This window comes from Arthrobacter sp. ZBG10 (assembly GCF_001238605.1).
Classification (GTDB): domain Bacteria; phylum Actinomycetota; class Actinomycetes; order Actinomycetales; family Micrococcaceae; genus Arthrobacter.
In genome coordinates this window covers 1-22,721 of record NZ_LFQH01000046.1, presented here as the reverse complement: position 1 = coordinate 22,721, position 22,721 = coordinate 1, and the positions used below count along the sequence as shown (strand labels likewise).

Here is a 22,721-nt window from a genome sequence, read left to right as displayed (position 1 = left end):
CGCTTCGAAGCGCTTCAGGCGTCGATGCGTTCCCGGTCCAGGCTGGCCGCACCGGCGATGATGAAGTCCTTGCGTGGCGACACGTCCGAGCCCATCAGCAGGTCGAAGATCTCCTCGGCCTGCTGGGCGTTCTCGATCCTCACCTTGCGGAGGGTCCGGTGCCGCGGGTCCATGGTGGTCTCCGCCAACTGCTCGGCATCCATCTCCCCCAGGCCCTTGTACCGCTGGATGGGCTCCTTGTAGCGCTTGCCTTCCTTGGCCAGCCTGGCCAACAGGACGTGCAGTTCCGCCTCGGAGTAGGTGTAGATCATCTCGTTGGCTTTCTGCCCGGCGTTGATGACCTCGACCCGGTGCAGCGGCGGGACGGCGGCGAAGACCCGGCCCTCCAGGATCATGGGGCGCATGTACCGGAAGAACAGGGTGAGCAGGAGCGTGCGGATGTGCGCGCCGTCCACGTCGGCATCGGTCATCAGGATGACTTTGCCGTAGCGGGCAGCTGTGATGTCGAAGCTGCGGCCGGACCCGGCGCCCACCACTTGGATCAGGGCTGCGCACTCGGCGTTGGAGAGCATGTCGCCCACGGAAGCCTTCTGGACGTTCAGGATTTTGCCGCGGATGGGCAGCAGCGCCTGGAAGTCGGAGGACCTCGCCAGTTTGGCGGTGCCCAGGGCCGAGTCGCCTTCCACAATGAACAGTTCGGAACGTTCGACGTCGTCCGTCCTGCAGTCGGCAAGCTTGGTGGGCATCGAGGAAGTTTCCAGGGCGTTCTTGCGCCGCTGGGTTTCCTTGTGCACGCGCGCGGAAATCCGCGACTTCATTTCGCTGACGATCTTCTCCAGCAGCAGCGCCGACTGGGCTTTGTCGTTGCGGTTGGCTGAGGTCAGTTTCGCGGCGATCTCCCGTTCCACCACGCGGGCCACGATGGCGCGGACAGCAGAGGTGCCCAGGATTTCCTTGGTCTGGCCTTCGAACTGCGGCTCGGCCAGCCTGACGGTGAGGACAGCCGTGAGGCCGGCGAAGATGTCGTCCTTTTCGATCTTGTCGTTGCCCGCCTTGAGCTTTCGGGCGTTGGTTTCCACCGCTTTGCGGAAGGTCTTAACCAGCGCCTGCTCGAAACCGGACTGGTGGGTTCCGCCCTTGGGCGTGGAAATGATGTTGACGAAGCTGCGCACCGTGCTGTCGTAGCCGATCCCCCAGCGGAGGGCCACGTCCACTTCGCAGTCGCGTTCCACTTCGGCGAGCTGGCTGTGGCCGCGCTCGTCCAGGACCGGAACGGTTTCCTTGAACTTGCCGGAGCCGTGCAGCCGCCACACGTCAGTCACCGCGGGGTCGGCGGCCAGGAAATCCACAAACTCCGAGATGCCACCGTCGTGGTGGAATACCTCCTCGTGAGGTCCGGACTCGCCGGGCGTGCCTGGGACTTTGCGCTCGTCACGCACCGTGAGTTTGAGGCCGGGTACCAGGAATGAGGTCTGCCGGGCCCGGGCTGCCAGTTCGTCGTAGGAGAACTTGGCGTCCGGAGTAAAGATCTGCCGGTCCGCCCAGTAACGGATCCTGGTTCCGGTGACGCCGCGCTTGGCCTTGCCCACCACGTCCAGGACGGAGCCATCCACAAACGGGCCGAAGGTTGCCTCGGGGTCGATCCGCGATCCCGTGTCTTTGAAGCGTCCGGGCTCGCCGCGGCGGAACGACATTTTGTAGGTCTTCCCGCCCCGGTCCACTTCCACGTCCAGGCGTGAGGACAGCGCGTTAACCACCGAAGCGCCCACACCGTGCAGGCCGCCGGACGCCGTGTAGGATCCGCCGCCGAATTTGCCGCCCGCGTGCAGTTTGGTGAAAACGACCTCGACGCCGGTGAGGCCCGTCTTCGGTTCCTTGTCCACGGGGATGCCGCGGCCGTCGTCGTGGATTTCCACGGAGTTATCGGCGTGCAGGATGATCCTGATGTCGTGGCCGAACCCGGCGAGGGCCTCGTCTACTGAGTTGTCGATGATCTCCCAAAGGCAGTGCATAAGGCCGCGTGAGTCCGTCGAACCGATGTACATGCCGGGGCGCTTGCGGACGGCCTCCAGGCCTTCCAGCACAGACAGGTGCCGGGCGGTGTAATCAGAACTGGGTGCCACGGGAAATGAGCTCCTTCGGGGAGAAAAGGCCGGCGCGGGGATCGCTTCCTCCAGCCTAGCCGGGCCCGGCCGGGACGGTCGGCTGCCACACTGGACGCCGCCTGTGCGCCCTGCCACGGGCCTGTCGCGGGGTTGCCGCACGGAGGTCTTGAGGGAACCTTGTGGATACGCGGACAGCGAACTTGCCCCATCCTTGCGATGGTTTTGTTACGAATACTGGTTATATAGACGTACTGAACTACTAAGGAGGCCGACATGACAACAGCAGTGGCAGACCGCACACTCAATGCACTGGACCGGTGCGATCGTTGCGGAGCACAGGCATATGTCCGGGTTGTTCTTGAAACCTCCGGCGGTGAGCTGCTCTTCTGCGGCCACCATGCCCGCGCGGTCGAAGCAACGCTCAAGCCGCTCAGCTCCGACTGGCATGACGAGACGTCCAGGCTCCACCAGAAGGCAGTGGTGGAAGTCGACTAAGTCGCTCTCCAACCCAGCAAGCCAACACTGTGACCCCTCACCTGAGGGGCCACAGTGCTTTAACGTCCAGTTGCTTCAACGTCCACGCCCTTTCACGTCCCAGCGCCCTTGGCGTCCCGCTGCCCTGGCGTCCCGCCTTGTTTCCGCGGAACCCTGCACCAACAAAACAGCGGGGCCGTCCCCTGGCCGGCAGCCGTTGGCTGACCGACCGGGGGACGGCCCCGCTGTTTTTGCTGCCTAGTCCAGGTAGTCCCGGAGCACCTGCGACCGTGACGGGTGGCGGAGCTTGGACATGGTCTTTGATTCGATCTGCCGGATACGCTCACGCGTGACGCCGTAGACCTTGCCGATTTCGTCTAAAGTCTTCGGCTGTCCGTCGGTGAGGCCGAACCGCATGGCCACCACGCCGGCTTCGCGCTCGGAAAGCGTATCCAGGACCGAGTGCAGCTGCTCCTGGAGAAGCGTGAAGCTCACCGCGTCAGCGGGAACAACTGCTTCGGAGTCTTCGATCAGGTCACCGAACTCCGAATCGCCGTCCTCGCCCAGGGGCGTATGCAGCGAAATGGGCTCGCGGCCGTACTTCTGGACTTCGACGACCTTTTCCGGCGTCATGTCCAGTTCCAGGGCCAGTTCCTCGGGCGTGGGCTCGCGGCCCAGGTCCTGCAGCATCTGGCGCTGGACACGGGCCAGCTTGTTGATGACTTCCACCATGTGCACCGGGATACGGATGGTGCGGGCCTGGTCGGCCATGGCGCGGGTGATCGCCTGGCGGATCCACCAGGTGGCGTACGTGGAGAACTTGAAGCCCTTGGTGTAGTCGAACTTCTCCACCGCACGGATCAGGCCCAGGTTGCCTTCCTGGATGAGGTCAAGGAAGAGCATGCCGCGGCCGGTGTAACGCTTGGCCAGGGAGACCACCAGGCGGAGGTTTGCCTCCAGGAGGTGGTTTTTGGCGCGCTTGCCGTCGTGGATGATGAAGTCGAGCTCACGCTTGAACTTCGGGTCCATGGCGCCGTCGTCAGCGTTGATCTTCTCTTCGGCGAACAGGCCTGCCTCGATGCGGAGGGCAAGGTCAACTTCCTGCTCCGCGTTGAGCAGCGCCACCTTACCGATCTGCTTCAGGTAGTCCTTGACGGGGTCGGCCGTGGCGCCGGCGGACATAACCTGCTGGACAGGTGCGTCGTCGTCGTCGGCGTCCGAGTAGACAAATCCCTTGCCCGTGGGTGCGGCGGCCTTGGCAGTGTCGTCCTCGGCTGCGTCGGCACCTTCCAGTGCGGAATCGTCCGGATCCTGGTCAGCGTCGTCGGCGTCATCGGCGTCGTCATCTGCAGCTTTTCCGGCAGCGGCCTTGGCTCCGGGCTTCGGGCCGCGCTTCTTGGGCTCGCGCTTGCCGTCAGGACCGGCTTCGCCGGCGGCAGCCTTGTTGGCCGCACGAGTGGCTGCCCGCTTGGCGTTGGTAGCCGCCTGCTTCTCCTCAGCGGACAGTTCGTCCTGGGCGGCGGGGTCCTTCTTCGTGGAAGACGGGGTCACAGAAAACCTTTCTAGCGGTGGTCTGTGGAATCGCCATACGGGCAACACCACTATGACCCTGTCAAGTCCGTGATGGAAATCAAGCGCCACCACGGCCGGCAGAGTCTGTTAACTCAACTGCCGGAGTGGCTGGATTGTTCCCCGAAGGGCCCAACACAAGCTCTTGACACACGGACCCAACCGGGTCTCGGCGTCCATTGTCTCACGGTTTCGCCGGATCGGACCTACCTGCCGACACTCCTCTCCCGCGATGCCACCCGTGACTGCCTGCTGGACGCCCGCACTCCAGCCGCTGCCAGCCGAAACTTCCGGCCGCCGTCCCGCACTCCACTCGCTACCGCCGGCGACTTCCGCCACTGGTTGCCCGCGCCCCTACGGCCGCTACGCCCATCCCGCCCGTCCGCCCTCCGCCAGCCGGTCCCCCGCCGGCGCGCACGCTGTTCAGGCACACACACCGTTCAGGACCGCACACCATTCAGGCACACACACCATTCAGGACCGCACACCGCTCAGGACCACACACCGCCCAGGACCACACACCTTGTCGCCCCGCCGGCGCGCACGCCCCTCAGCCAAGCTGTCCGGTTCCCCGCTCAGGATCAGTGCTGAACTTCTGCCATGCAGCCTCCTTCCTTGCCGCCCAGCCGCAGATGGTGCCCCGCTGGTCCAGCTCCAGCAGCAGCCGGGCCAGGCGGTACTGCGGTTGCGCGCGGAGCGCCCGGCAGTAGTAGGCAGCAGCGACGGAGCCCCTCCCCCGGCACCACGCAACCCATCCCCGCAGAGTCAGGGGCGCAGCAGCGGACTTCCCGCCCACCAGCGCAAGGTGCGCCAGCATCCGGTCGAGCGCCTCGAGCTGGGGCCAATCCGGCACTTCCGGTCCCAGCCCCAGGAGGACATCACCGTAACCGAACACCTGCCCGGCACTGGTACCAACGCCTGTGCCACTGCCACTGCCAGCATCACCGCCCGGTTGACGGCCGGGCAGGTCGCCAGCCGGCAACGGCGACAGCGGCCTGGGGAACGGCCCGTCGCGGAGAAGGCCGAACTGTGCTGCCCCCGCGACTGCCGTGGTCCGCCCCGCCGCGGCCTGCACCAGGACGGCGTCGCGCAGGCTGGGAACCATCAGGGTGGCCAAGAGGAAACCGTCCCGGTCCGCCGCAGGCAGCAGCGGTTCCCCGGCAGGCCGGCCCAGGACCGCTGCCCAGTACGTCAGGACCAGGTGGAACTGCTCCCGGCTGCCGCGTCGCCGCTGCAGCTTGCGGCGCCACGCGGTGCGGGCCGCGCGCACGGCTGCCAAATAGTCCGCTGCCCACTGGTCGCCGATTGGAGACCCATCCGGTGGAGGTCCCACGGTGCTGCCCTGGAACACCATTTCCGCGTACAGCCGGCTGTCCAGGATCTGCTGGACCGGCCTGCCCGGTTCCGGACAGCACGATGAATCAACACAGAAGGCGCCGCGCCAGTACCTGTCCCCCACGTACCACGCATCGCGGACAGGCATCCCGGCCCGCTGCAGGGCATCGTAAAGTTCCAGCATCAACAGCTGGTGCAGCTGCGGGGCGGGGGCACCTGCCGTCCCACCGAAAACAGCGACCAGTGTGCCGTCCGCGTCACCGTCCGCCTGCAGGTAGCCGCGGACGGCCCTGGCGAAGGCTTCCGGGCGCCGAAGTCCCGCCGGCCCGGGCAGGTCCAGCCTCAGGGTGGCCCCAAGCCGCGTCCCGTGCAGGGTCATGGCCACCACACTGGACGAGGGCCAATAGCCCAGCGAATGCGGGATGAAGGCGAGGATGTCTTCGGGTCCATGGAAACTCAGCGGTTGCGGTGCAGTCATGGACCCACTGTCCGCCGGCACCGTCGCTGCGGTAAGCGGACCCGTCCCCTATGTGCACAACCCCGCCGGTGGAGGCGCCGGTGGAGGAGAAGTCACGCGCCGGCGCCCGACGCGCAGGCCGCGGCCCGGGCGGTGTGCGCCCAGGTTGTCAGTGGTAATTACACCTGGTCCGTGTTGCCGTCGGACCCGGCGTTACCCCTGCGGCGGGCCAGCGCCTCCCGGCGCTGCCTGGCCAGGGCGCTGCGCAGTGGCGGCACCACAACCCCCTGCGCGGCCATCTGCCGCCGCACCTTGCGCCGGGACACGAGCACAGCACCAACACCAACCCCCAGCAACAGGAACTGGACGCCCAAGGCAAGCCGGAACGGCTCCAGTCCATACAGTTCCCCGTTGGAGAAACCGCTCGCGTACAGGAGGTCCAGGACCAGCCCGATCAGGAAAATCGCCACCAGCGCCGCGATGAAGCCGCCCACGTTGACGATTCCGGTGGCCGTGCCGATCCGGTGGGCCGGGTTGAAGGTCCTGGCGAAGTCGAAACCGATCATCGAACCCGGTCCGCCGATGGCCAGCACCACCACCAGCCCTGCCAGCAGCCACAGCGGCGCCCTGCCGGGGGTGAAGAGGACGGCAGCCCAGCCGGCGGCGGTGGCAGCTGCGATGAGCAGCACCATGGTGGAACGCCGGAGCGGATGCCGGGATACAAAACGGCCGATGAACGGGCCCACGGCCATTGCGGCGGCCACATAGAGTGCCATCAGCGCGGCCACCGTGCCGGCGTCAAGGCCCTGGCCGGAGATCAGGAACGGATACCCCCAGGTCATGGCGAACACCGTGCCGCTGAACTGGATGGTGAAGTGGCTCCACATGCCCAGCCGCGTCCCCGGCTGCCGCCAGGCGCGGGCCAGCGAGGCGCCGGTGGCCCGGAAACCCTGCTGGGGAGCGGGCCTGGCCGTTCCGGGAGGGGCGTCCTGCAGGAACAGCGCCACGAGGAGGACGGCGAGGGCGGACATCCCGGCCAGCATCAGGAACGCCGGGGTCCAGCCGGACGTGTGCAGGACAAACGCAAAGGGGAGAACACTGAAAAGCTGGCCCAATTGCCCGGACATGCCCGTCAGTTGGGTCACCAGGGGCACCCTGGCCGGGGCAAACCACAGCGGGATCAGGCGGATCACCGAGATGAAGGTCATGGCGTCGCCGGCGCCCACGAGGACCCGGCCGGCCACCCCGGCGGGAATGCTGTCGGCGAAAGCCAGCTGCAGCTGGCCCAGCCCCATCAGAACGGCACCGCCCACAATCATGGCCCGGGACCCGAACCGGTCCACCAGGAGGCCCACCGGGATCTGCAGCCCTGCGTAAACAAGGAGCTGCAGGACGGTGAAGAAGGAGATGGCTGAAGCGCTGGCGTGGAACCGCTCGGTCGCTTCGAGCCCCACCACACCGAACGATGTCCGCTGCGACACCGCCACCAGGTACCCGAAAATTCCAATGGTCCAGATAAGCCAGGCGCGGGGAGCAGTCACCCCCTCATTATGCCCACACCCCCGCCGGCAGCCGTGCCGCCGGGGAACCACCTACTGGCCGGGGTTCTCCCTGGCCAGGTACGCCTCCACGGCGGCGCCAAGCTCATCGCCGTCGGGCAGTTGGTCATTTTCGTTGGCCAGCAGGGACCGGCGCACGGTCCCTTCGGCCTTCTCGTCGTAGCGGCTTTCCAGCCGCGCCACCACCTGCTGGACATCCTCGGACGCGTCGATCTGCTCGGCGATCTGCCGGCTGACGTCCCGCCCGGATTCGCGGAGCCTGTCCGTAGGCATCATCAGCGAGGTTGCGGCACCAAGGTATTCCAGACCGGCGACGGCGGCCGGCGGGTATTCGGCGTCGGCCAGGTAGTGCGGGACGTGGATGACGTAGCCCGCCACGTTCCGGCCGGCCTCCATGAGGCGCAGTTCCAGGATGTGTCCGATGGCGGCCGGGACCTCCACCGTGGGCTTCCACACCGAGATGCCCTCGATGAGGTCGGGGCGGTTGCCGTGCACCGTCACACCCACGGGCCGGGTGTGCGGCACAGGCATGGGAATGGAGTGCAGCCAGGTGACCAGGTTGACGTCGAGTTTCTCCACGATGCCCACCACGGCGCGGGCAAACCGCTCCCATTGCAGGTCCGGTTCGAAGCCTGCCAGCAGGAGGAACGGGCTCCCCAGCCCGTCCACCAGCCGGTAGAGGGCAAGCTTGGGTTCCTGGTAATCCTGCAGGTGGTCCTCAACGAAGGTCAGGTGCGGCCTGCGGGAGCGGTAGTCGATCAGCTGGTCGGCGTCGAAGACCGCAACGGGCTTGACGTCCAGGGAGTCCAGGAGCTCGGTGTTGACCTGCTTAACCACATGGCCTGCGTCAGCGAAGCCAGTGAATCCCATCACGAGGTTCAAGCCACGCAGCTCCGGGCTGTGGAACAGCTCGATGTTGCTGGCATAGAGCGCATCTGGGTCCAGCAGATAGCCGGAAATCCGTTCAAGCACGGCATGTTCCTTTCACGGGAACGGTTGGTTTCCCAGTACAACACGGCGGGCGGTCCGTGCATTCCGGCTGCCGGTGTGGCGCAGCTCTCAATGGATTCCATCCCGGCGCAAAGGAAGGACTACGATCGGAACTGGCCTGCCGGACGGGCCCGCAGACACCCGGACCGCGTCCAGAACGGCAGCGTCCGGGCAACCATGGCAGGACGCCGAACATGCATCCTGCTGCGAATCATCTTTCGAGAATTGAGGACTGATCCCTGTGGTCAAGAACGCTGAAATCAACCTAAGTACCCTCTCCCGGGACCTGGTCAAGAGCCCCAGTGACGCAGTGGTCATAGGAGTGGGGCAGGGCACCGACGGGCCGTTCCTGCTGGCGAACCCGCTGACGGCCAAGTCCGCCGAAACCCTCACCGATTCCCTGAAGGCCCTGGGCGTCACCGGCTCGGCCGACCAGGCAGTCCGGCTTCCGGGCCTTCCCGAAACAGGCGCGCCCGTGCTGGTCCTGGCCGGCGTCGGAAAGGTATCCGCCACCCGGCCGCTGACCGAAGAGGCACTCCGCCGGGCAGCCGGTTCCGCCGTCCGCCAGCTTGCCGGTCTCACCACGGTGACCCTGGCCCTCCCGACGGCATCCGTGGCCGACGTCGCGGCCGTCGCCGAAGGTGCCGCGCTGGGTGCCTACTCCTTCACGGAGTTCCGGTCCTCGCAGGACGGCCTGAAGGCACCTGTCAGCAACGCCGTGATCCTCACCGCCCTTGCCGGGGACAAGGACGTTCCCGCCGCCCTCAAGCGCGCCACCCTGCTGGGCCGGGCCGTGAACGCCACCCGGTCACTGGTCAACCAGCCGCCCAGCCACCTCTACCCGGAATCATTCGCCGAGTCCGCGAAGGAACTGGCCAAGGGCCTGCCCGTCAAGGTGACCGTCTGGGACGAGAAGCGGCTTGAGAAGGAAGGCTTCGGCGGCATCATGGGCGTGGGCAAGGGCTCGGCCCGCCAGCCCCGGCTGGTCAAGGTGGAGTACTCCCCCGCCAAGGCGACCTCGAAAATCGCACTGGTGGGCAAGGGCATCACCTTTGACACCGGTGGAATCTCCATCAAGCCGGCCCTCGGGATGGGTGACATGAAGTCGGACATGGCGGGTGCCGCCGTCGTGCTTAACACCGTCCTGGCCCTCGCGGGCCTGGGCCTGCCCGTCAAGGCCACCGCCTGGCTGTGCATCGCCGAAAACATGCCGTCCGGCGCCGCATCCCGCCCGGCCGATGTCCTGACCATGTTCGGCGGCAAGACCGTGGAGGTCCTCAATACGGACGCCGAAGGCCGCCTGGTCATGGCGGACGGCATCGTGGCCGCCAGCCGCGAATACCCGGACGCGATCATCGACGTGGCAACCCTGACCGGCGCGCAGCTGATCGCCCTGGGCAACCGGACAGCCGGCATCATGGGCTCCGAGAGCGTCACCGGTGCCCTGAAAGCGGCAGCGGACCGCGCCGGCGAGCTGGTCTGGCCCATGCCGCTGCCGGAGGAACTGCGTCCCAGCCTGGACTCGCAGGTGGCCGACCTGGCCAACATCGGCGAACGCCACGGCGGCATGATGACCGCTGCGGTGTTCCTGCAGGAGTTTGTGGGCGAGGGCAAGGACGGCGAGCAGATCCCGTGGGCCCACGTGGACATCGCAGGCCCGTCGTTCAACAACGGCAGCCCATACGGCTATACCCACAAGCAGGGCACCGGCTGCACCGTCCGGACCCTGGTGGCATACGTCGAGGACATCCTGGCCGCAGCGGCCTGAGTTCCAGCCGTCGCACGGCCCTGCGCCGGGCGTGCTGATCCGTCCGCCACAGGGCCGCGTGACACTCGCCACAAGCACACCACAAACACTGTGCCAAGGTGGAGCATGGATAAGTGGTTCGCTAAGGTGAACCACGGTAGTCACAAATGCAAGGGAATGGCGCTGCTGGCATAATCACGGCAGTGCTAGTTCCAAGACCAGATGATGCGCGGATCGCGTCATCGTTCACGCGAGGGAGCGTTTAAGTGGCCGATCAGGCAACTGCGCAAGAATTCGACATCCTGGTACTCGGTGGCGGCAGCGGCGGATACGCTGCAGCGCTCCGGGCCGTACAGCTTGGCCTCACCGTGGGCCTCGTGGAGAAGGCAAAGCTGGGTGGTACCTGCCTGCACAACGGCTGTATCCCCACCAAGGCCCTGCTCCACTCCGCCGAACTGGCCGACCACGCCCGTGACTCCGCCAAGTACGGCGTGAACGTCACCCTCGACAGCATCGACATCACTGCCGTCAATGCGTACAAGGACGGCATCATCGCCGGCAAGTACAAGGGCCTGCAGGGACTCATCAAGTCCAAGGGCATCACCGTCATCGAAGGCGAAGGCAAGCTCCAGGGCACCGACACCGTTGTTGTCGACGGCACCGCCTACAAGGGCAAAAACATCATCCTGGCCACCGGCTCCTACTCCCGCACCCTTCCGGGCCTGGAAATCGGCGGCAAGGTCATCACCTCCGATGAGGCCCTGAAGATGGATTCCATCCCCAAGAGCGTCATCATCCTGGGCGGCGGCGTCATCGGCGTCGAATTCGCCTCGGTCTGGAAGTCCTTCGGCGTGGACGTCACCATTGTGGAAGGCCTGCCGTCGCTGGTCCCCAACGAAGACGCCACGATCATCAAGAACTTCGAGCGTGCCTTCAAAAAGCGCGGCATCAAGTTCTCCACCGGCGTGTTTTTCCAGGGCGTCGAGCAGAACAACGACGGCGTCAAGGTCACCCTGGTGGACGGCAAGACATTTGAAGCCGACCTGCTCCTCGTGGCCGTGGGCCGTGGCCCCGTCACCGCCAACCTTGGCTACGAGGAAGCCGGCGTCACCATCGACCGCGGCTTCGTCATCACCAACGAGCGCCTGCACACCGGCGTGGGCAACATCTACGCCGTGGGCGACATTGTCCCCGGCGTGCAGCTGGCCCACCGCGGCTACCAGCAGGGCATCTTCGTGGCCGAGGAAATCGCCGGCCTGAAGCCCGTAGTGGTCGAAGACATCAACATCCCCAAGGTCACCTACTCCGAGCCCGAGATCGCCACCGTGGGCTACACCGAGAAGGCCGCCAAGGAGAAGTTCGGCGAGGACCAGGTCCAGACCCAGGAATACAACCTGGCCGGCAACGGCAAGAGCTCGATCCTGGGCACCAGCGGCCTGGTCAAGCTGGTCCGCCAGAAGGACGGCCCCGTGGTGGGTGTCCACATGATCGGTGCCCGCATGGGCGAGCAGGTGGGCGAGGCCCAGCTGATCGTGAACTGGGAAGCGTACCCGGAGGATGTGGCCCAGCTGCTGCACGCCCACCCCACCCAGAACGAGTCCCTCGGCGAAGCCCACCTGGCCCTCGCCGGCAAGGCCCTGCACGGCTAGTTTTCCCCGTAGTTCCTGGGGCCTGGTGCACCCGGACCCGACTTCCGGGTGCACTAGGCTTCAAACAAGGCAGCATTCATCCGCATCAAAGATCAATAAGGAGAACGGGGACGACATGTCTGAATCCGTTAACTTGCCCGCCCTCGGTGAGAGCGTCACCGAAGGAACCGTCACCCGCTGGCTTAAGCAGGTAGGTGACCGGGTAGAGGTGGACGAGCCGCTGCTCGAAGTCTCCACCGACAAAGTAGACACTGAAATCCCCTCTCCCGTAGCTGGCGTGATTGAAGAAATCCTGGTCGCTGAAGACGAGACCGCCGAAGTAGGCGCACCGCTGGTGCGGATCGGCGACGGCTCCGGCGGCGGCGCGCCCGCAGAGGAAGCACCCGCTGCAGAAGCACCGGCCGAAGAGGCCCCCGCAGCAGCTGAGGAAGCCCCCGCGGCAGCCCCGGCCGAAGAGGCACCGGCGCAGGAAGCTCCGGCAGCCGGCGGCGGCGAAGGCCACGAGGTTACCCTCCCGGCGCTCGGCGAAAGCGTCACCGAAGGCACCGTCACCCGCTGGCTCAAGGCCGTGGGCGATTCCGTCGAGGTCGACGAGCCGCTGCTCGAAGTGTCCACCGACAAGGTGGACACGGAAATCCCGTCCCCCGTTGCCGGCACCCTCCAGGAAATCCGCGTCAACGAGGACGAAACGGCAGAGGTTGGCTCTGTCCTGGCCGTCATCGGCTCCGGCGCAGCAGCAGCACCGGCTGAAGCACCCAAGGCCGCTCCCGCACCGGAAGCACCGAAGGCTGAAGCCCCCAAGGCAGAGGCACCGAAGGCAGAGGCACCGAAGGCTGCCCCGGCACCGGAAGCGCCCAAGCAGGCCCCCAAGTCAGCTCCGGCACCCGAAGCCCCCAAGGCTGAGGCCCCGGCAGCAGCAGGCTCCGAGTCGGGCTACGTCACTCCCCTGGTCCGCAAGCTGGCCAACCAGCACGGCGTGGACATCACCTCGCTCGCCGGAACCGGCGTGGGTGGCCGTATCCGCAAGCAGGACGTCATCGCCGCCGCCGAAGCCAAGGCAGCCCCTGCCGCTCCGGCCGCAGCACCGGCAGCATCCGCACCGGCGCCGGTCGCGGAATCGTCCCTGCGCGGGACCAGCCAGAAGGCTCCCCGCATCCGCCAGGTCATCGCCCGCCGGATGCGCGAATCCCTGGAGATCTCCACCCAGCTGACGCAGGTCCACGAAGTTGATATGACCAAGGTGGCCAAGCTCCGCACCAAGGCCAAGAACTCCTTCCAGGCCCAGAACGGCGTCAAGCTGACCTTCCTGCCGTTCATCGCCAAGGCAGTGGCTGAAGCCCTCAAGCAGCACCCCAAGCTCAACGCTGCGTACGACGAGGACAAGCAGGAAATCACGTACCACAACGCCGAGCACCTGGCGATCGCCGTCGACACCGACAAGGGCCTGCTGGTCCCGGTCATCTCCGACGCCGGCAACCTGAACCTCGCCGGGCTGGCCGCCAAGATCGCCGACGTTGCAGGCCGCACCCGCGGTGGCAAGATCGGCCCGGACGAACTGTCCGGCGGTACGTTCTCGATCACAAACATCGGTTCCGTGGGTGCCCTGTTCGACACACCGATCATCAACCAGCCCCAGGTGGGCATCCTGGGCACCGGTGCGATCGTCAAGCGCGCCGTGGTGGTTGCTGACGAAAACGGCGACGACTCGATCGCCATCCGGTCCATGATGTACCTGTCGCTCACGTACGACCACCGCCTCGTGGACGGCGCGGACGCCGGCCGCTTCCTGCAGACCCTGAAGGCACGCCTCGAAGAAGGCGCCTTCGAAGCGGACCTCGGGCTCTAACCCGCTCAACCGCTTGACGACGGCGGTGCAAGGCCAGGGAGGGAAACCTCCGGAAGCCCTGCACCGCCGTCGTGGTTAACCGCCTTCTGCTACAGGGCGTAGAACAAACTGGCTAAGCTGGGATTATGACTATTCTCTTCAGCATCCTGGTGTTCCTGCACATCGTCGGGGCGGCCATGATCGTGGGCTACTGGATTGCCACGATCAAGGAACCCACGGTCCACCCCCGCCAGCGCGACGGCGCTTTCCTGCAGCTCCTGACCGGCATCGCCATGATGGGCCTGCTGCCTTTTATGCCGGACGCCGACCCCAATTACGCGAAGCTCGGGATCAAGCTGGTCATCGCCGTTGTGGTTGCAGTCCTCGCCATCGTTGGCGTCCGCAAGGCCAGGAGCGGCCAGCCCGTCTCCACCGGCCTGGCGCACGGCGTGGGCGGCCTTGCGCTGATCAACATCGCGATCGCCACCATCTGGAACTGATCCGCTGCGCTGCCGGGCAGCTCCGTCAAAGTCACAATCCACTGACAGCGGACACCCGTCGCGCGCCGTAGGCGAAGTCCCTAGGATGGGACAAAGCGGGGCCCAGGCAGCAGCCTGCCCCGGTAACAATCAATCTGAGGAGTGAACATGGCAGCAACGCGTTCAGCAAACGCCGTATGGAACGGGAACCTGACGGAGGGTTCCGGAACCACCAGCCTGGCCACCTCCGGCCTGGGCACGTTTGATGTCACCTGGAAGGCCCGCACCGAAGCGGCCAACGGCAAGACCAGCCCGGAAGAGCTCATCGCCGCGGCCCACGCAGCCTGCTTTTCCATGGCGTTCAGCAACGAACTGGCCACCGCCGGCCACAACCCGGAGGAAGTCCGCACCAAGGCTGACGTCACCTTTGTCCCCGGCACCGGCATCACCGGTAGCCACCTGACCATGTCAGCCAAGGTTCCCGGCATCTCCGAGGAGGAGTTCCAGAAGATCGCCGCTGCTGCGAAGGTGGGCTGCCCCGTTTCCGGCGCCCTCGCCAGCATCGACATCACCCTGGACGCCACGCTCGACGCCTGAGCCAACAGCGGCGCAGATGCGCCGGATGGTTTGAACAGGGCCGATGACCGGCCCGCAGGAGTGGCCCCGTCCCGCCAGGGATGGGGCCATTCCTGTGCCTGATGCACCCAGGCGGGTGACCGGACGGCCCGGAGCTATTCCCGGGTTTTGGTTGTTGCGGTTTCCAGCGGCGGGATCAATAACTTACCCGGCGCAAAAAAGCTCCCCGGGCGCCGGAGCTGAAGTGTCAGTCCGGCCCCCGGGGAGCCTGGTGCCCGGTCAGGCAGCGCCTGTCCGCGCTGCTGCGCCTACTTTCCCTGCCGGCGGGCCGGCAACGGGGCCGGGCGCAACCGGCGGTATCCCTCGCGGGCCGGGGGGCGGTCGGTGGGCAGTTCCTGGACCATTTCCTTGAGCGCACCAATGCCGTATTCAAGCTGGGGATCACGGCCGGCGGCGTAGGCGTGGGGCGGGAAGGCCACCTCGATGTCCGGATCAACACCATAGTTTTCCACGCCCCAGCCAACACCGCCGCCGAACCAGTTGGCGTAGCGCGGCTGGGTGACCCCGGTGCCGTCGGCCAGGCTGAAGCGGTTGTCGATGCCCACCACGCCACCCCAGGTGCGGGTGCCGATGACGGGTCCGATCCCCCGCAGCTTGGAGACCTGGGTGATGATGTCGCCGTCGGAGCCGGCGAACTCGTCCGCCAGGAGGATGACCGGGCCGCGCGGAGCGTGGTCCGGATAGGTCCTGGGCTTTTCGCCGCGTGGCATGCTCCAGCCGGTGACCTTTCGGCCAATCAGCTCTGCCACCAGCTGCGAGGTGTGCCCGCCGCGGTTGCGGCGGACATCCACGATCAGGCCATCGAGCGCCGTCTCGGTGTCCATGTCCCGGTGCAGCTGCGCCCAGCCATTGGCCATCATGTCCGGGATATGCAGGTAGCCGAACGTGCCGCCGGATGCCTCCCGGACGGTGCGCCGGTTCGCAGCCACCCATTCCTGGTAGCGCAGCCGTTCCTCGTCCTTGACGGGGACCACAGCGACACGGCGCTGGGATCCTGCGGCTTCCCCATGGGCGGCACCGTTCAGGAGGGTCAACTCGACGGCCCGGCCTGCAGCACCCACCAGTTGCATGGCGGGGGTGACGACGTCGGAGAGCGGGACGCCGTCCACGGCGAGGAGGATGTCCCCTGCTTTGGCGCCGACCCCGGGCCTGGTGAGGGGTGAGGTGGCCAGCGGATCAGATGATTCGCCTGCCAGGATGCGGGTGATTTCCCACCCCGCCGGGGTGTGGCTGAGGTCGGCGCCGAGCCTGCCCTGGCCGTGGCTGCCGGGTTCGGTCACCGCGGCGGGCTTGACGTAGGCGTGCGAGGTTCCGAGTTCGCCGTGCAGCTCCCAGAGCAGGTCCACCAGGTCATCGTGCGAGCCCAGGCGGTCCACCAGGGGACGGTAGCGCTTGTGGATGGATTCCCAGTCCTGGCCGGCCATGTCCTCGGTCCAGAAGAAATCGCGCTGCAGGCGCCAGGCTTCATCAAAGGCCTGGCCCCAGACGCTCAGCGGGTCCATCATCACACGGATCCGGCCCAGGTCCACCTTGACCAGCTTGCCGGACTCCTCATCCGCCTTCGCATCGGCCGGGACCTCGCTCACCTGCTTGTCGGCGATCAGCACCACCTTGGCGCGGTCACCGGAAAGCCGGTAACTGTCCACCGCATCCACCAGTGTGGTCTGCTTGCGGCGTTCCAGGTCGAACCGGACCAGGCTGGGGCGGGCATCCTTGTCGTCCTTGTTGGCCTTGCCGTCACCCGTAACCCCGGCAAGGGCCCAGTCGAGCCACAGCAGGGCCCCGTCCGTGGCTTTCAGGGCGGTGTAGTTGCCCTGCGGGACGGGGACGCCGATGACGCGGTGGGACAAGCCTTCCGCATCCACCACCACGGCGGACTGTTCCGTCCCGTCAGTGCCGGCGGTTTCCCCGGCTGCCGTCCCGGCGTCGTTATCAACGGCGGGACCAAACGGCGACGGCGTCCGGGCACCCAGTGCCACCAGGTACGGCTTGATGGGGCTGGGGAAGGAAAGGTCGAAGGAATGCCCGTCGTAGACAGGGTCGAAGCTGCGGTTGGACAGGAAGGCCAGGAACTTGCCGTCCGGGGTGAAGGCCGGCGACCGGTCGCAGAAACGCCCGTCCGTCACTTCCACGGGCCCGGTCCTGGGCTCCGTCACGTTGGCCAGGCGCAGCTTGGTCCGGGTGCCGAACGACGTGACGGGCTCAGCCCACGCCAGCCACTGCGAGTCCGCGGACCAGGCCAGGTCGTAGATGGAACCCTCACCGATGCTGGCCACCAGGGTCAGGGCACCGGTGGCGGTGTCCGCGAGGTGCAGGTCGCCGAAGGATGTGCCCAACGCAAGCCAGCGGCCGTCCGGGCTCGCTTCCAGGGAACTGGTGCGCGACGGCGACGGAAGGTTGATGCGCACGGCGTTTCCGTCGGCGTCAGCCGGCCGGGCCGCGGCGGCGTCCGCGGCCGCTTCGGCAGCGCCGGTTTCGGGGGCGACGTCAGCCTGCTGGTCGTCGCCGGCCGGAGCGGTGGCGTTGTCCCGGGCCAGCACGGCGGAGCCGGCGGCGGGGACGGGTTGCGGCAACGCCGGGGCTGCTGCGACGGCGGGTGCCGCTGCCGTGGCGGGCACGGATTTCGCCGGCACAGCAGGTGTGGTCACCACGCCGCTGTGCTGGACCGGAGCGGCGATGTCCTTAATGTAAAGCGCCTCGACGCCGTCGTGGTCCGCGACGTAGGCGATCCGGCCGCCGGCCACAGGCCGGGGAAGGCGTGCCCGGACCCCGGGCGTGGCCTCGATGATGCGCGAGGGGCCGTCCTTGTGCCGGAGCCAGTGGATGGTGCCGTGCGCCTCGATGGCGCTGGCGTTGCCGGCTTCGTCGGGGATCACGGCGCCCAGGTGCTTGGCGGTCTTCAGGAGCGCGGGCCGGCGTGACTGGGATGCCGAGCCGAGGCTGATGTCCAGCCGGACGGCGTCGGACTGCAGGTTGTGCAGTACCCACAGCTCACCGGCGGATTCGAAGATGACCCGGGTGCCGTCGGTGGCCGCGTGCCGGACGTAGAAGTCTTCGTGGTCCGTGTGCCGGCGCAGGTCCTTGCCGCCGGGCAGGACCGAGTAGAGATTGCCGTACCCCTCGTGGTCGGACAGGAAGGCGATCCGGCCCTCCACCCACATGGGGTCGGCGATATTGCCGTCCAGGTCCGGGAGCAGCCGCTCGAATTCGCCGTTGCCGTCCGAGTCGATCCACAGCTTGCCGGCGGTGCCGCCCCGGTAGCGCTTCCACCAGGCCGGTTCACGGGACAATACGGAGGCCACAACAACGGGCCGCTCATCGCCCAGCTCCGGACCGAAAGCCACTGACTCCACAGGCCCGAACGGGAGCTCTTCGGCCGCGCCGCCTTCCAACGGAACGCTGTAAGCGTAAGTGTGGCGGCTTTCGGCCTGCCGGAAGGCGCTGGTGACCACCACGGAGCCGCCGGCAGTGAAACCCTTGACCCGGGTGGTGGCGTGGCCGAAGTAGGTGAGCTGCCGGTACCCGCCGCCATCAACTTCCGCTGTGACCACCTCCGGCGCCGTTCCCTGCACCACCGACCAGACCAGCCGCTTGCCGTCCGGCGTAAAGCGGGGGTTGCGGGCGGGCAGCTGCAACGCGGAAACACGCCAGGCCCGGCCGCCTCCCAGCGGTGCAATCCATACGTCGTCCTCAGCCACAAAGGTGACCAGATCGCCGTGCAGGTGCGGGAATCGGAGGTAGCTCGAAGAGGTCATCGTTCGATCATAGTCAAACCATCCACGCCACCGTGGCACGTGCCGGGAGAACCGCGGCCATGGTGAGATGGAGCATGCGCATCGTCATCGCCGGAGCTTCGGGACTGATCGGCACCCACATGTCCGCCACTTTCCGCACTGCCGGGCACGAGGTGATCTCCCTGGTGCGGCGGGAGCCTTCAGCCGCCACGGAAACCCGGTGGGACCCCGCCCGCGGTGAGCTGGACCCCGGCGTCCTGGCCGGCGCGGACGCCGTCGTTAACCTTTCCGGCGCCGGAATCGGTGACCGGCCCTGGACCCGGACCCGGGTGGCGGAGCTTTACAGTTCCCGGGTGGACTCCACCAGGACCTTGGCCAAGGCCATGCACAAGCTGGACGTCCCACCGGCCACGTTCCTCAGCCAGTCCGGTTCGAACTATTACGGCGACGCCGGGAACACGGTGCTGCGCGAGAACTCGCCGGCAGGTTCGGCGATCCTTTCGCGGCTGTGCCTTGAATGGGAGGAAGCTGCGGCCAGGGCCCCGCACGGGGTCCGGGTGGTAACCCCCCGCACCGGAGTGGTCTTCAGCCGGTCCGGTGGGGCGCTGGGAAAACTGTTGCCGCTGATGCGGCTCGGGGTAGGCGGGCCGTTGGGCGACGGCAGGCAGTACTGGCCCTGGGTCACCCTGCCGGATGTGTCGGCAGCTTTCCTCTTCCTCTTGGAGTCGGAAATCTCCGGGCCGGTCAACCTGTGCGCGCCGGAGCAGGCAGACGTTGACACCATCGTGGCGGCCCTGGCCCGTGCACTGCACCGGCCGGCCGTGTTCCGCGTGCCGGCGCCGGTCCTGAGGCTGCTCATGCGGGACCTCGCGGAGGAGCTCCTGCTCTCCAGCGTGCGGATGGAGCCGGGAGTGCTTTCCGCCGCCGGTTTCCACTGGCAGCACCCCACCTTGGCGGCGGCTGCCGGGTGGGTGGCCGGCAAGGACTGATCCGGCCGCAGCTGAATCCGGAGCGGCCGCTGAATCCGGAGCGGCCGCTGGATCCGGGCCGGGTGCTGAATCCGGGCCCGGGTGCTTCTAAGCCGGCCGCTACTGCCGGTCACCCGCCGGCCAGGATCTCGCTGACACGCCACGAGCCAGCGAACTCCACCAGGACCACGCGGAGCCGGTGCCCTTCCCCGGCAGGAACTGCGGCCAGCACGGAACCTTGTGCGTCCACTTCGCTGTAGGCCGACGTAGCCACCGTGGCGCCCACGACGGCCCGGCCGCCTGGTGGCGGGGGCGCGGCGGCCGGTCCTTCCGGGGCTGCCGGTGCGGCCGGACCGGGTTCGGCCGCCACGTTTGTCAGGGTGCTGGTGAACCCTGATAACCGCCGGCCGGCCGCCAGCAGGCCGTCCATGATGAGAGTGTCCGTCGCCGCAGCCGCTGAGCCGGGTGCATTCACGCCCGCCAACAACTCTGGTTGTTGCGTCCTGAAGGCCTGGTCCCGGAGCGCAGCCAGGCCCATGATTGCCCGGGCAGGGTCGGCCTCCGTTGCCGGGCCCCTGGCAGCTCCGAAAGCCTCGTCGTTCGCTGCCGGGTTAGGGCCGTCTGAGGCGCCCGGTGGGCCGGCTGCCGCGTTGGAGGCGTTGGAATCCGCTGCGGCGTTGGGCTCGGGTGCGGCGCTGGAATCCGCTGCGGCGCCGGAACCCTGATCCGCGGGACTGGCCGCCCCTCCGGGCGAAGCGGTTGGCGCAAGGATCCACGCCGGTCCGGTGCTGCCTGGCCACCGCGCTCCGGCGATCCCCAGCGGTCCCGTCGCTCCCAGCCCCAGCGCTGCCAGCCCCAGCCCTGCTACGACCGCGGCGCAGGTTGCGGCTGCAATGACGGCGGTGCGGAGGGTTGCCCCAGCTCGGCGCCGTGTCCCTGTCCCTGTTGCTGTCCCCGTCCCCTCCCCTGTTGCTGCCCGGGGTTGGTGCCGCAGCCGTGGACCCCGGCCCTGACGCTGCCCCGCCATGACCAGCCGCCGCCCGCCCCTGGCCCTGTCGGTGTGCCTGCCGCGGACAGCTGGGTGCTTTGGCACCGCGGGGAGGTCAGGCCCCACGGGCGCTGGGAAATCCCGAACCGGTTGCCCGTCCCCTGGCTGCCGGGTGACGGCGGGGAACGGGATCCGGGCGCCGGTTCCGTCCCGCCCCAAGGTAGCCAGCCGCCGTCGGACGTTCCCCAGCCTGGCAGCGGCGGCGGCCTTCCGGGATGGTTCCGGGGCCGGCCGTCGCGTCAGCAGGTGCGGAATCACCGAGGGGTGGACGGACGAAGACAGGTCGAGCGGCGCCGCCGCCGCGCTGCGGTAGACGGCCGTTGCCAGGGCAGCAGCTGTGGGCCGGAGCCGGCGGTCCTCACTGAGGCCGGCTTCCAGGATGGCGGCGAGGTCCGCCGGAACCTCCGGCACCAGCAGGGAGAGCGGCATGCGGTCGAGGGTGCGCGCCGGGGCGCGGCCCGTCAGGCAGAACCAGCCCAAGGCAGCCACCGAGTAGACGTCACGCTCCGGCTGGAGGCCCGCCCTGACGGCGTCCACCGGGGCCGGGTCCTGGAAGCCCGGCGTGCCGGCCGGACCCGCAGCGGCAGGGTCACCCAGCATCCGGGCCAGGCCAACATCGGAAAGGAGCGGCTTGCCGTGCACAGTGAACAGGACATTGCCGGGCGACACGTCCGAGTGGGTGAACCCCTTTCCGTGCAGGTAGGCCAGCGCCTGGGCGATAGGCGTCAGGACCGTAACCGTTTCCCCCACGCCGATCCGGCCGCGTGCCGCCACAAGCCCGGCCAGCGAGCCTCCCGGTGCGTAGTCCATGATCAGCGCAGCCGTTCCGGCGCCTGCTCCGGCCGACGGGATAACAGCGCTGTGGGCCCGCACCAGGTGCTGATGGTCAAGGACGGACAGGATACGGATTTCCCGCCGGATGGCATCAGCGTTCATGGCGCGGCCGGAAGCCGTGCCACCCGGCTCCCGGAAGCATTTCAAGGCCACCTCGCGGCCCGTGCGCTGTTCCGTGGCAAGCCACACTGACGCACTCCCGCCGCTGCCCAGCAGCCGCCCCGTGGAGTAACCGGCCACCATCGGCTCCTGCAGATCATCCATCCCTCAGGTGTAGCGGAATCCGGCCGTCGCTGCAGAAGTTATCCACAGGCACGCCTGAACGCCCGGATTCTGGCCGCGGTGAGCTTGGACACTAAACCGGGCAGCGCCGGCGGCGGGGTCTAAGCTGGATGCCATGACTCTTGAGTTTTCCCAACTGGGTCTGGCTCCGGATTTCATCGACTACAACCGTGGTTGGGAAGTCCAGACTGAACTCCATGACAGTGTTGTCGCCGGAACGGCGCCGAGTACCGTCCTGTTCCTCGAGCACTCCCCCGTCTACACGGCGGGCAAGCGCACCGAGGACCATGAACGGCCGTTCGATGGAACGCCGGTGATTCCGGTGGACCGCGGCGGCAAGCTGACCTGGCACGGCCCAGGCCAGCTGGTGGGCTACCCGGTCATCCGGCTGAAGAACCGCGCTGGGATCCGCGACTACGTGGAACGCCTCGAAGCAGTCATCATCGCTGTCCTTGCCGACTACGGCATCACAGCAGTCCGGATCCGCGGTCGCGCCGGCGTCTGGATCGAAGCGGACGCCAAGGGACCGGACCGGAAGATCGCGGCCATCGGCATCCGGGTGCACGAAGGCGTCACTATGCACGGCTTCGCCATCAACTGCAACAACGATCTTGCACCGTACGCACAGATCATCGCCTGCGGCATCACCGATGCAGGCGTAACCACCATCGCCGCGGAAACGGGCAGTAATATTGCCCCCGCAGACCTGGTTTCCCGGATTACCGAGGAACTGCGCAAGAATGAAGACGCCCTAGTCGCCACCCCAGAAGGAGCATTACTTTGACACTGGCACCCGAAGGCCGGAAGATGCTCCGGATCGAACAGCGCAACGCGGCGGTGCCGGTGGAGCGCAAACCGGACTGGATCAAGGCCAAGGTCCAGATGGGCCCGGAGTTCGTCCAGCTCAAGAACCTGGTCAAGAAGGAAGGCCTGCACACTGTGTGCGAGGAGGCCGGCTGCCCCAACATCTTCGAGTGCTGGGAAGACAAGGAAGCCACCTTCCTCATTGGCGGTTCCGAATGCACCCGCC

15 protein-coding genes and 1 pseudogene are annotated in these 22,721 nt (G+C 67.3%); 9 read left to right on the top strand and 7 right to left on the bottom strand.

Annotated elements, in window-relative coordinates:
• Positions 1 to 14 precede the first annotated feature (14 nt).
• Entirely contained in the window at positions 15 to 2,123 is a 2,109-nt protein-coding gene (locus ACU18_RS11660; protein ID WP_050685728.1) for a DNA gyrase/topoisomerase IV subunit B, read from the bottom strand.
• 255 nt (positions 2,124 to 2,378) lie between these two features.
• Here ACU18_RS11660 and ACU18_RS11655 point away from each other — a divergent pair, with 255 nt between their 5' ends.
• Positions 2,379 to 2,600, top strand: a complete 222-nt coding sequence (locus tag ACU18_RS11655; RefSeq protein WP_050685727.1) for a DUF7455 domain-containing protein — start codon at positions 2,379 to 2,381, stop codon at positions 2,598 to 2,600.
• A gap of 237 nt (positions 2,601 to 2,837) precedes the next feature.
• On the opposite strand, the gene ACU18_RS11650 is transcribed toward ACU18_RS11655, so the two are convergent.
• The 4 genes from ACU18_RS11650 to ACU18_RS11635 all read right to left on the bottom strand — a co-directional run bounded on the left by ACU18_RS11650 (position 2,838) and on the right by ACU18_RS11635 (position 8,471).
• Complete coding sequence (locus tag ACU18_RS11650) at positions 2,838 to 4,130, bottom strand: RNA polymerase sigma factor (RefSeq protein WP_050685726.1); 1,293 nt, start codon at positions 4,128 to 4,130, stop codon at positions 2,838 to 2,840.
• Positions 4,131 to 4,698: 568 nt separating this feature from the next.
• Positions 4,699 to 5,961, bottom strand: a complete 1,263-nt coding sequence (locus tag ACU18_RS11645; RefSeq protein WP_050685725.1) for a DUF4192 domain-containing protein — start codon at positions 5,959 to 5,961, stop codon at positions 4,699 to 4,701.
• A 158-nt stretch (positions 5,962 to 6,119) separates the two neighbouring features.
• Positions 6,120 to 7,481 carry an MFS transporter gene (locus ACU18_RS11640; RefSeq protein ID WP_050685724.1) on the bottom strand — a complete coding sequence of 454 codons (1,362 nt, stop codon included), beginning with the start codon at positions 7,479 to 7,481 and terminating at the stop codon, positions 6,120 to 6,122.
• Positions 7,482 to 7,532: 51 nt separating this feature from the next.
• Positions 7,533 to 8,471 (bottom strand): proteasome assembly chaperone family protein, encoded by a 939-nt coding sequence (locus ACU18_RS11635; protein ID WP_050685723.1) that lies wholly within the window; start codon positions 8,469 to 8,471, stop codon positions 7,533 to 7,535.
• A 259-nt stretch (positions 8,472 to 8,730) separates the two neighbouring features.
• Here ACU18_RS11635 and ACU18_RS11630 point away from each other — a divergent pair, with 259 nt between their 5' ends.
• The 5 genes from ACU18_RS11630 (at position 8,731) to ACU18_RS11610 (ending at position 14,786) form a co-directional block, all read left to right on the top strand.
• Positions 8,731 to 10,257, top strand: a complete 1,527-nt coding sequence (locus tag ACU18_RS11630) for a leucyl aminopeptidase (protein WP_050685722.1) — start codon at positions 8,731 to 8,733, stop codon at positions 10,255 to 10,257.
• Between the two features lie 245 nt (positions 10,258 to 10,502).
• The gene (gene lpdA / locus ACU18_RS11625) at positions 10,503 to 11,885 is read left to right on the top strand and encodes a dihydrolipoyl dehydrogenase (RefSeq protein ID WP_050685721.1); all 1,383 of its coding nucleotides are present in this window, start codon (positions 10,503 to 10,505) and stop codon (positions 11,883 to 11,885) included.
• A gap of 115 nt (positions 11,886 to 12,000) precedes the next feature.
• Complete coding sequence (gene sucB / locus ACU18_RS11620) at positions 12,001 to 13,731, top strand: 2-oxoglutarate dehydrogenase, E2 component, dihydrolipoamide succinyltransferase (protein WP_050685720.1); 1,731 nt, start codon at positions 12,001 to 12,003, stop codon at positions 13,729 to 13,731.
• Positions 13,732 to 13,856: 125 nt separating this feature from the next.
• Positions 13,857 to 14,210 (top strand): hypothetical protein, encoded by a 354-nt coding sequence (locus tag ACU18_RS11615; RefSeq protein WP_050685719.1) that lies wholly within the window; start codon positions 13,857 to 13,859, stop codon positions 14,208 to 14,210.
• Positions 14,211 to 14,357: 147 nt separating this feature from the next.
• Positions 14,358 to 14,786, top strand: coding sequence for an OsmC family protein (locus ACU18_RS11610; protein ID WP_050685718.1), 429 nt, complete (start codon positions 14,358 to 14,360; stop codon positions 14,784 to 14,786).
• 287 nt (positions 14,787 to 15,073) lie between these two features.
• Here ACU18_RS11610 and ACU18_RS11605 read toward each other — a convergent pair whose 3' ends face one another.
• Entirely contained in the window at positions 15,074 to 18,580 is a 3,507-nt protein-coding gene (locus ACU18_RS11605) for a S41 family peptidase (RefSeq protein ID WP_050685717.1), read from the bottom strand.
• Between the two features lie 74 nt (positions 18,581 to 18,654).
• On the opposite strand from ACU18_RS11605, the gene ACU18_RS11600 reads away from it, so the two are divergent.
• Positions 18,655 to 19,548: a TIGR01777 family oxidoreductase gene (locus tag ACU18_RS11600; RefSeq protein ID WP_050685716.1), complete on the top strand. Its 894-nt coding sequence runs from the start codon at positions 18,655 to 18,657 to the stop codon at positions 19,546 to 19,548.
• 109 nt (positions 19,549 to 19,657) lie between these two features.
• Here the strand turns inward: ACU18_RS11600 and ACU18_RS11595 are convergent, their stop codons facing one another.
• Entirely contained in the window at positions 19,658 to 21,673 is a 2,016-nt protein-coding gene (locus ACU18_RS11595) for a serine/threonine-protein kinase (RefSeq protein ID WP_050685715.1), read from the bottom strand.
• Between the two features lie 133 nt (positions 21,674 to 21,806).
• On the opposite strand from ACU18_RS11595, the gene lipB reads away from it, so the two are divergent.
• Both lipB and ACU18_RS11585 read left to right on the top strand, forming a co-directional pair.
• Entirely contained in the window at positions 21,807 to 22,475 is a 669-nt protein-coding gene (lipB, locus tag ACU18_RS11590; RefSeq protein ID WP_050685714.1) for a lipoyl(octanoyl) transferase LipB, read from the top strand.
• A pseudogene (locus ACU18_RS11585) lies at positions 22,472 to 22,721 on the top strand (lipoyl synthase); the annotation flags it as partial. The gene lipB and the pseudogene ACU18_RS11585, both read left to right, overlap by 4 nt.

Bases quoted from the DNA above. Each gene is read 5' to 3' on its own strand.
- lipB (WP_050685714.1), top strand. From the start codon at position 21,807: ATGACTCTTGAGTTTTCCCAACTGGGTCTGGCTCCGGATTTCATCGAC.
- ACU18_RS11610 (WP_050685718.1), top strand. From the start codon at position 14,358: ATGGCAGCAACGCGTTCAGCAAACGCCGTATGGAACGGGAACCTGACG.
- ACU18_RS11645 (WP_050685725.1), bottom strand. From the start codon at position 5,961: ATGACTGCACCGCAACCGCTGAGTTTCCATGGACCCGAAGACATCCTC.
- sucB (WP_050685720.1), top strand. From the start codon at position 12,001: ATGTCTGAATCCGTTAACTTGCCCGCCCTCGGTGAGAGCGTCACCGAA.
- ACU18_RS11595 (WP_050685715.1), bottom strand. From the start codon at position 21,673: ATGGATGATCTGCAGGAGCCGATGGTGGCCGGTTACTCCACGGGGCGG.
- ACU18_RS11605 (WP_050685717.1), bottom strand. From the start codon at position 18,580: ATGACCTCTTCGAGCTACCTCCGATTCCCGCACCTGCACGGCGATCTG.
- ACU18_RS11615 (WP_050685719.1), top strand. From the start codon at position 13,857: ATGACTATTCTCTTCAGCATCCTGGTGTTCCTGCACATCGTCGGGGCG.
- ACU18_RS11655 (WP_050685727.1), top strand. From the start codon at position 2,379: ATGACAACAGCAGTGGCAGACCGCACACTCAATGCACTGGACCGGTGC.
- ACU18_RS11600 (WP_050685716.1), top strand. From the start codon at position 18,655: ATGCGCATCGTCATCGCCGGAGCTTCGGGACTGATCGGCACCCACATG.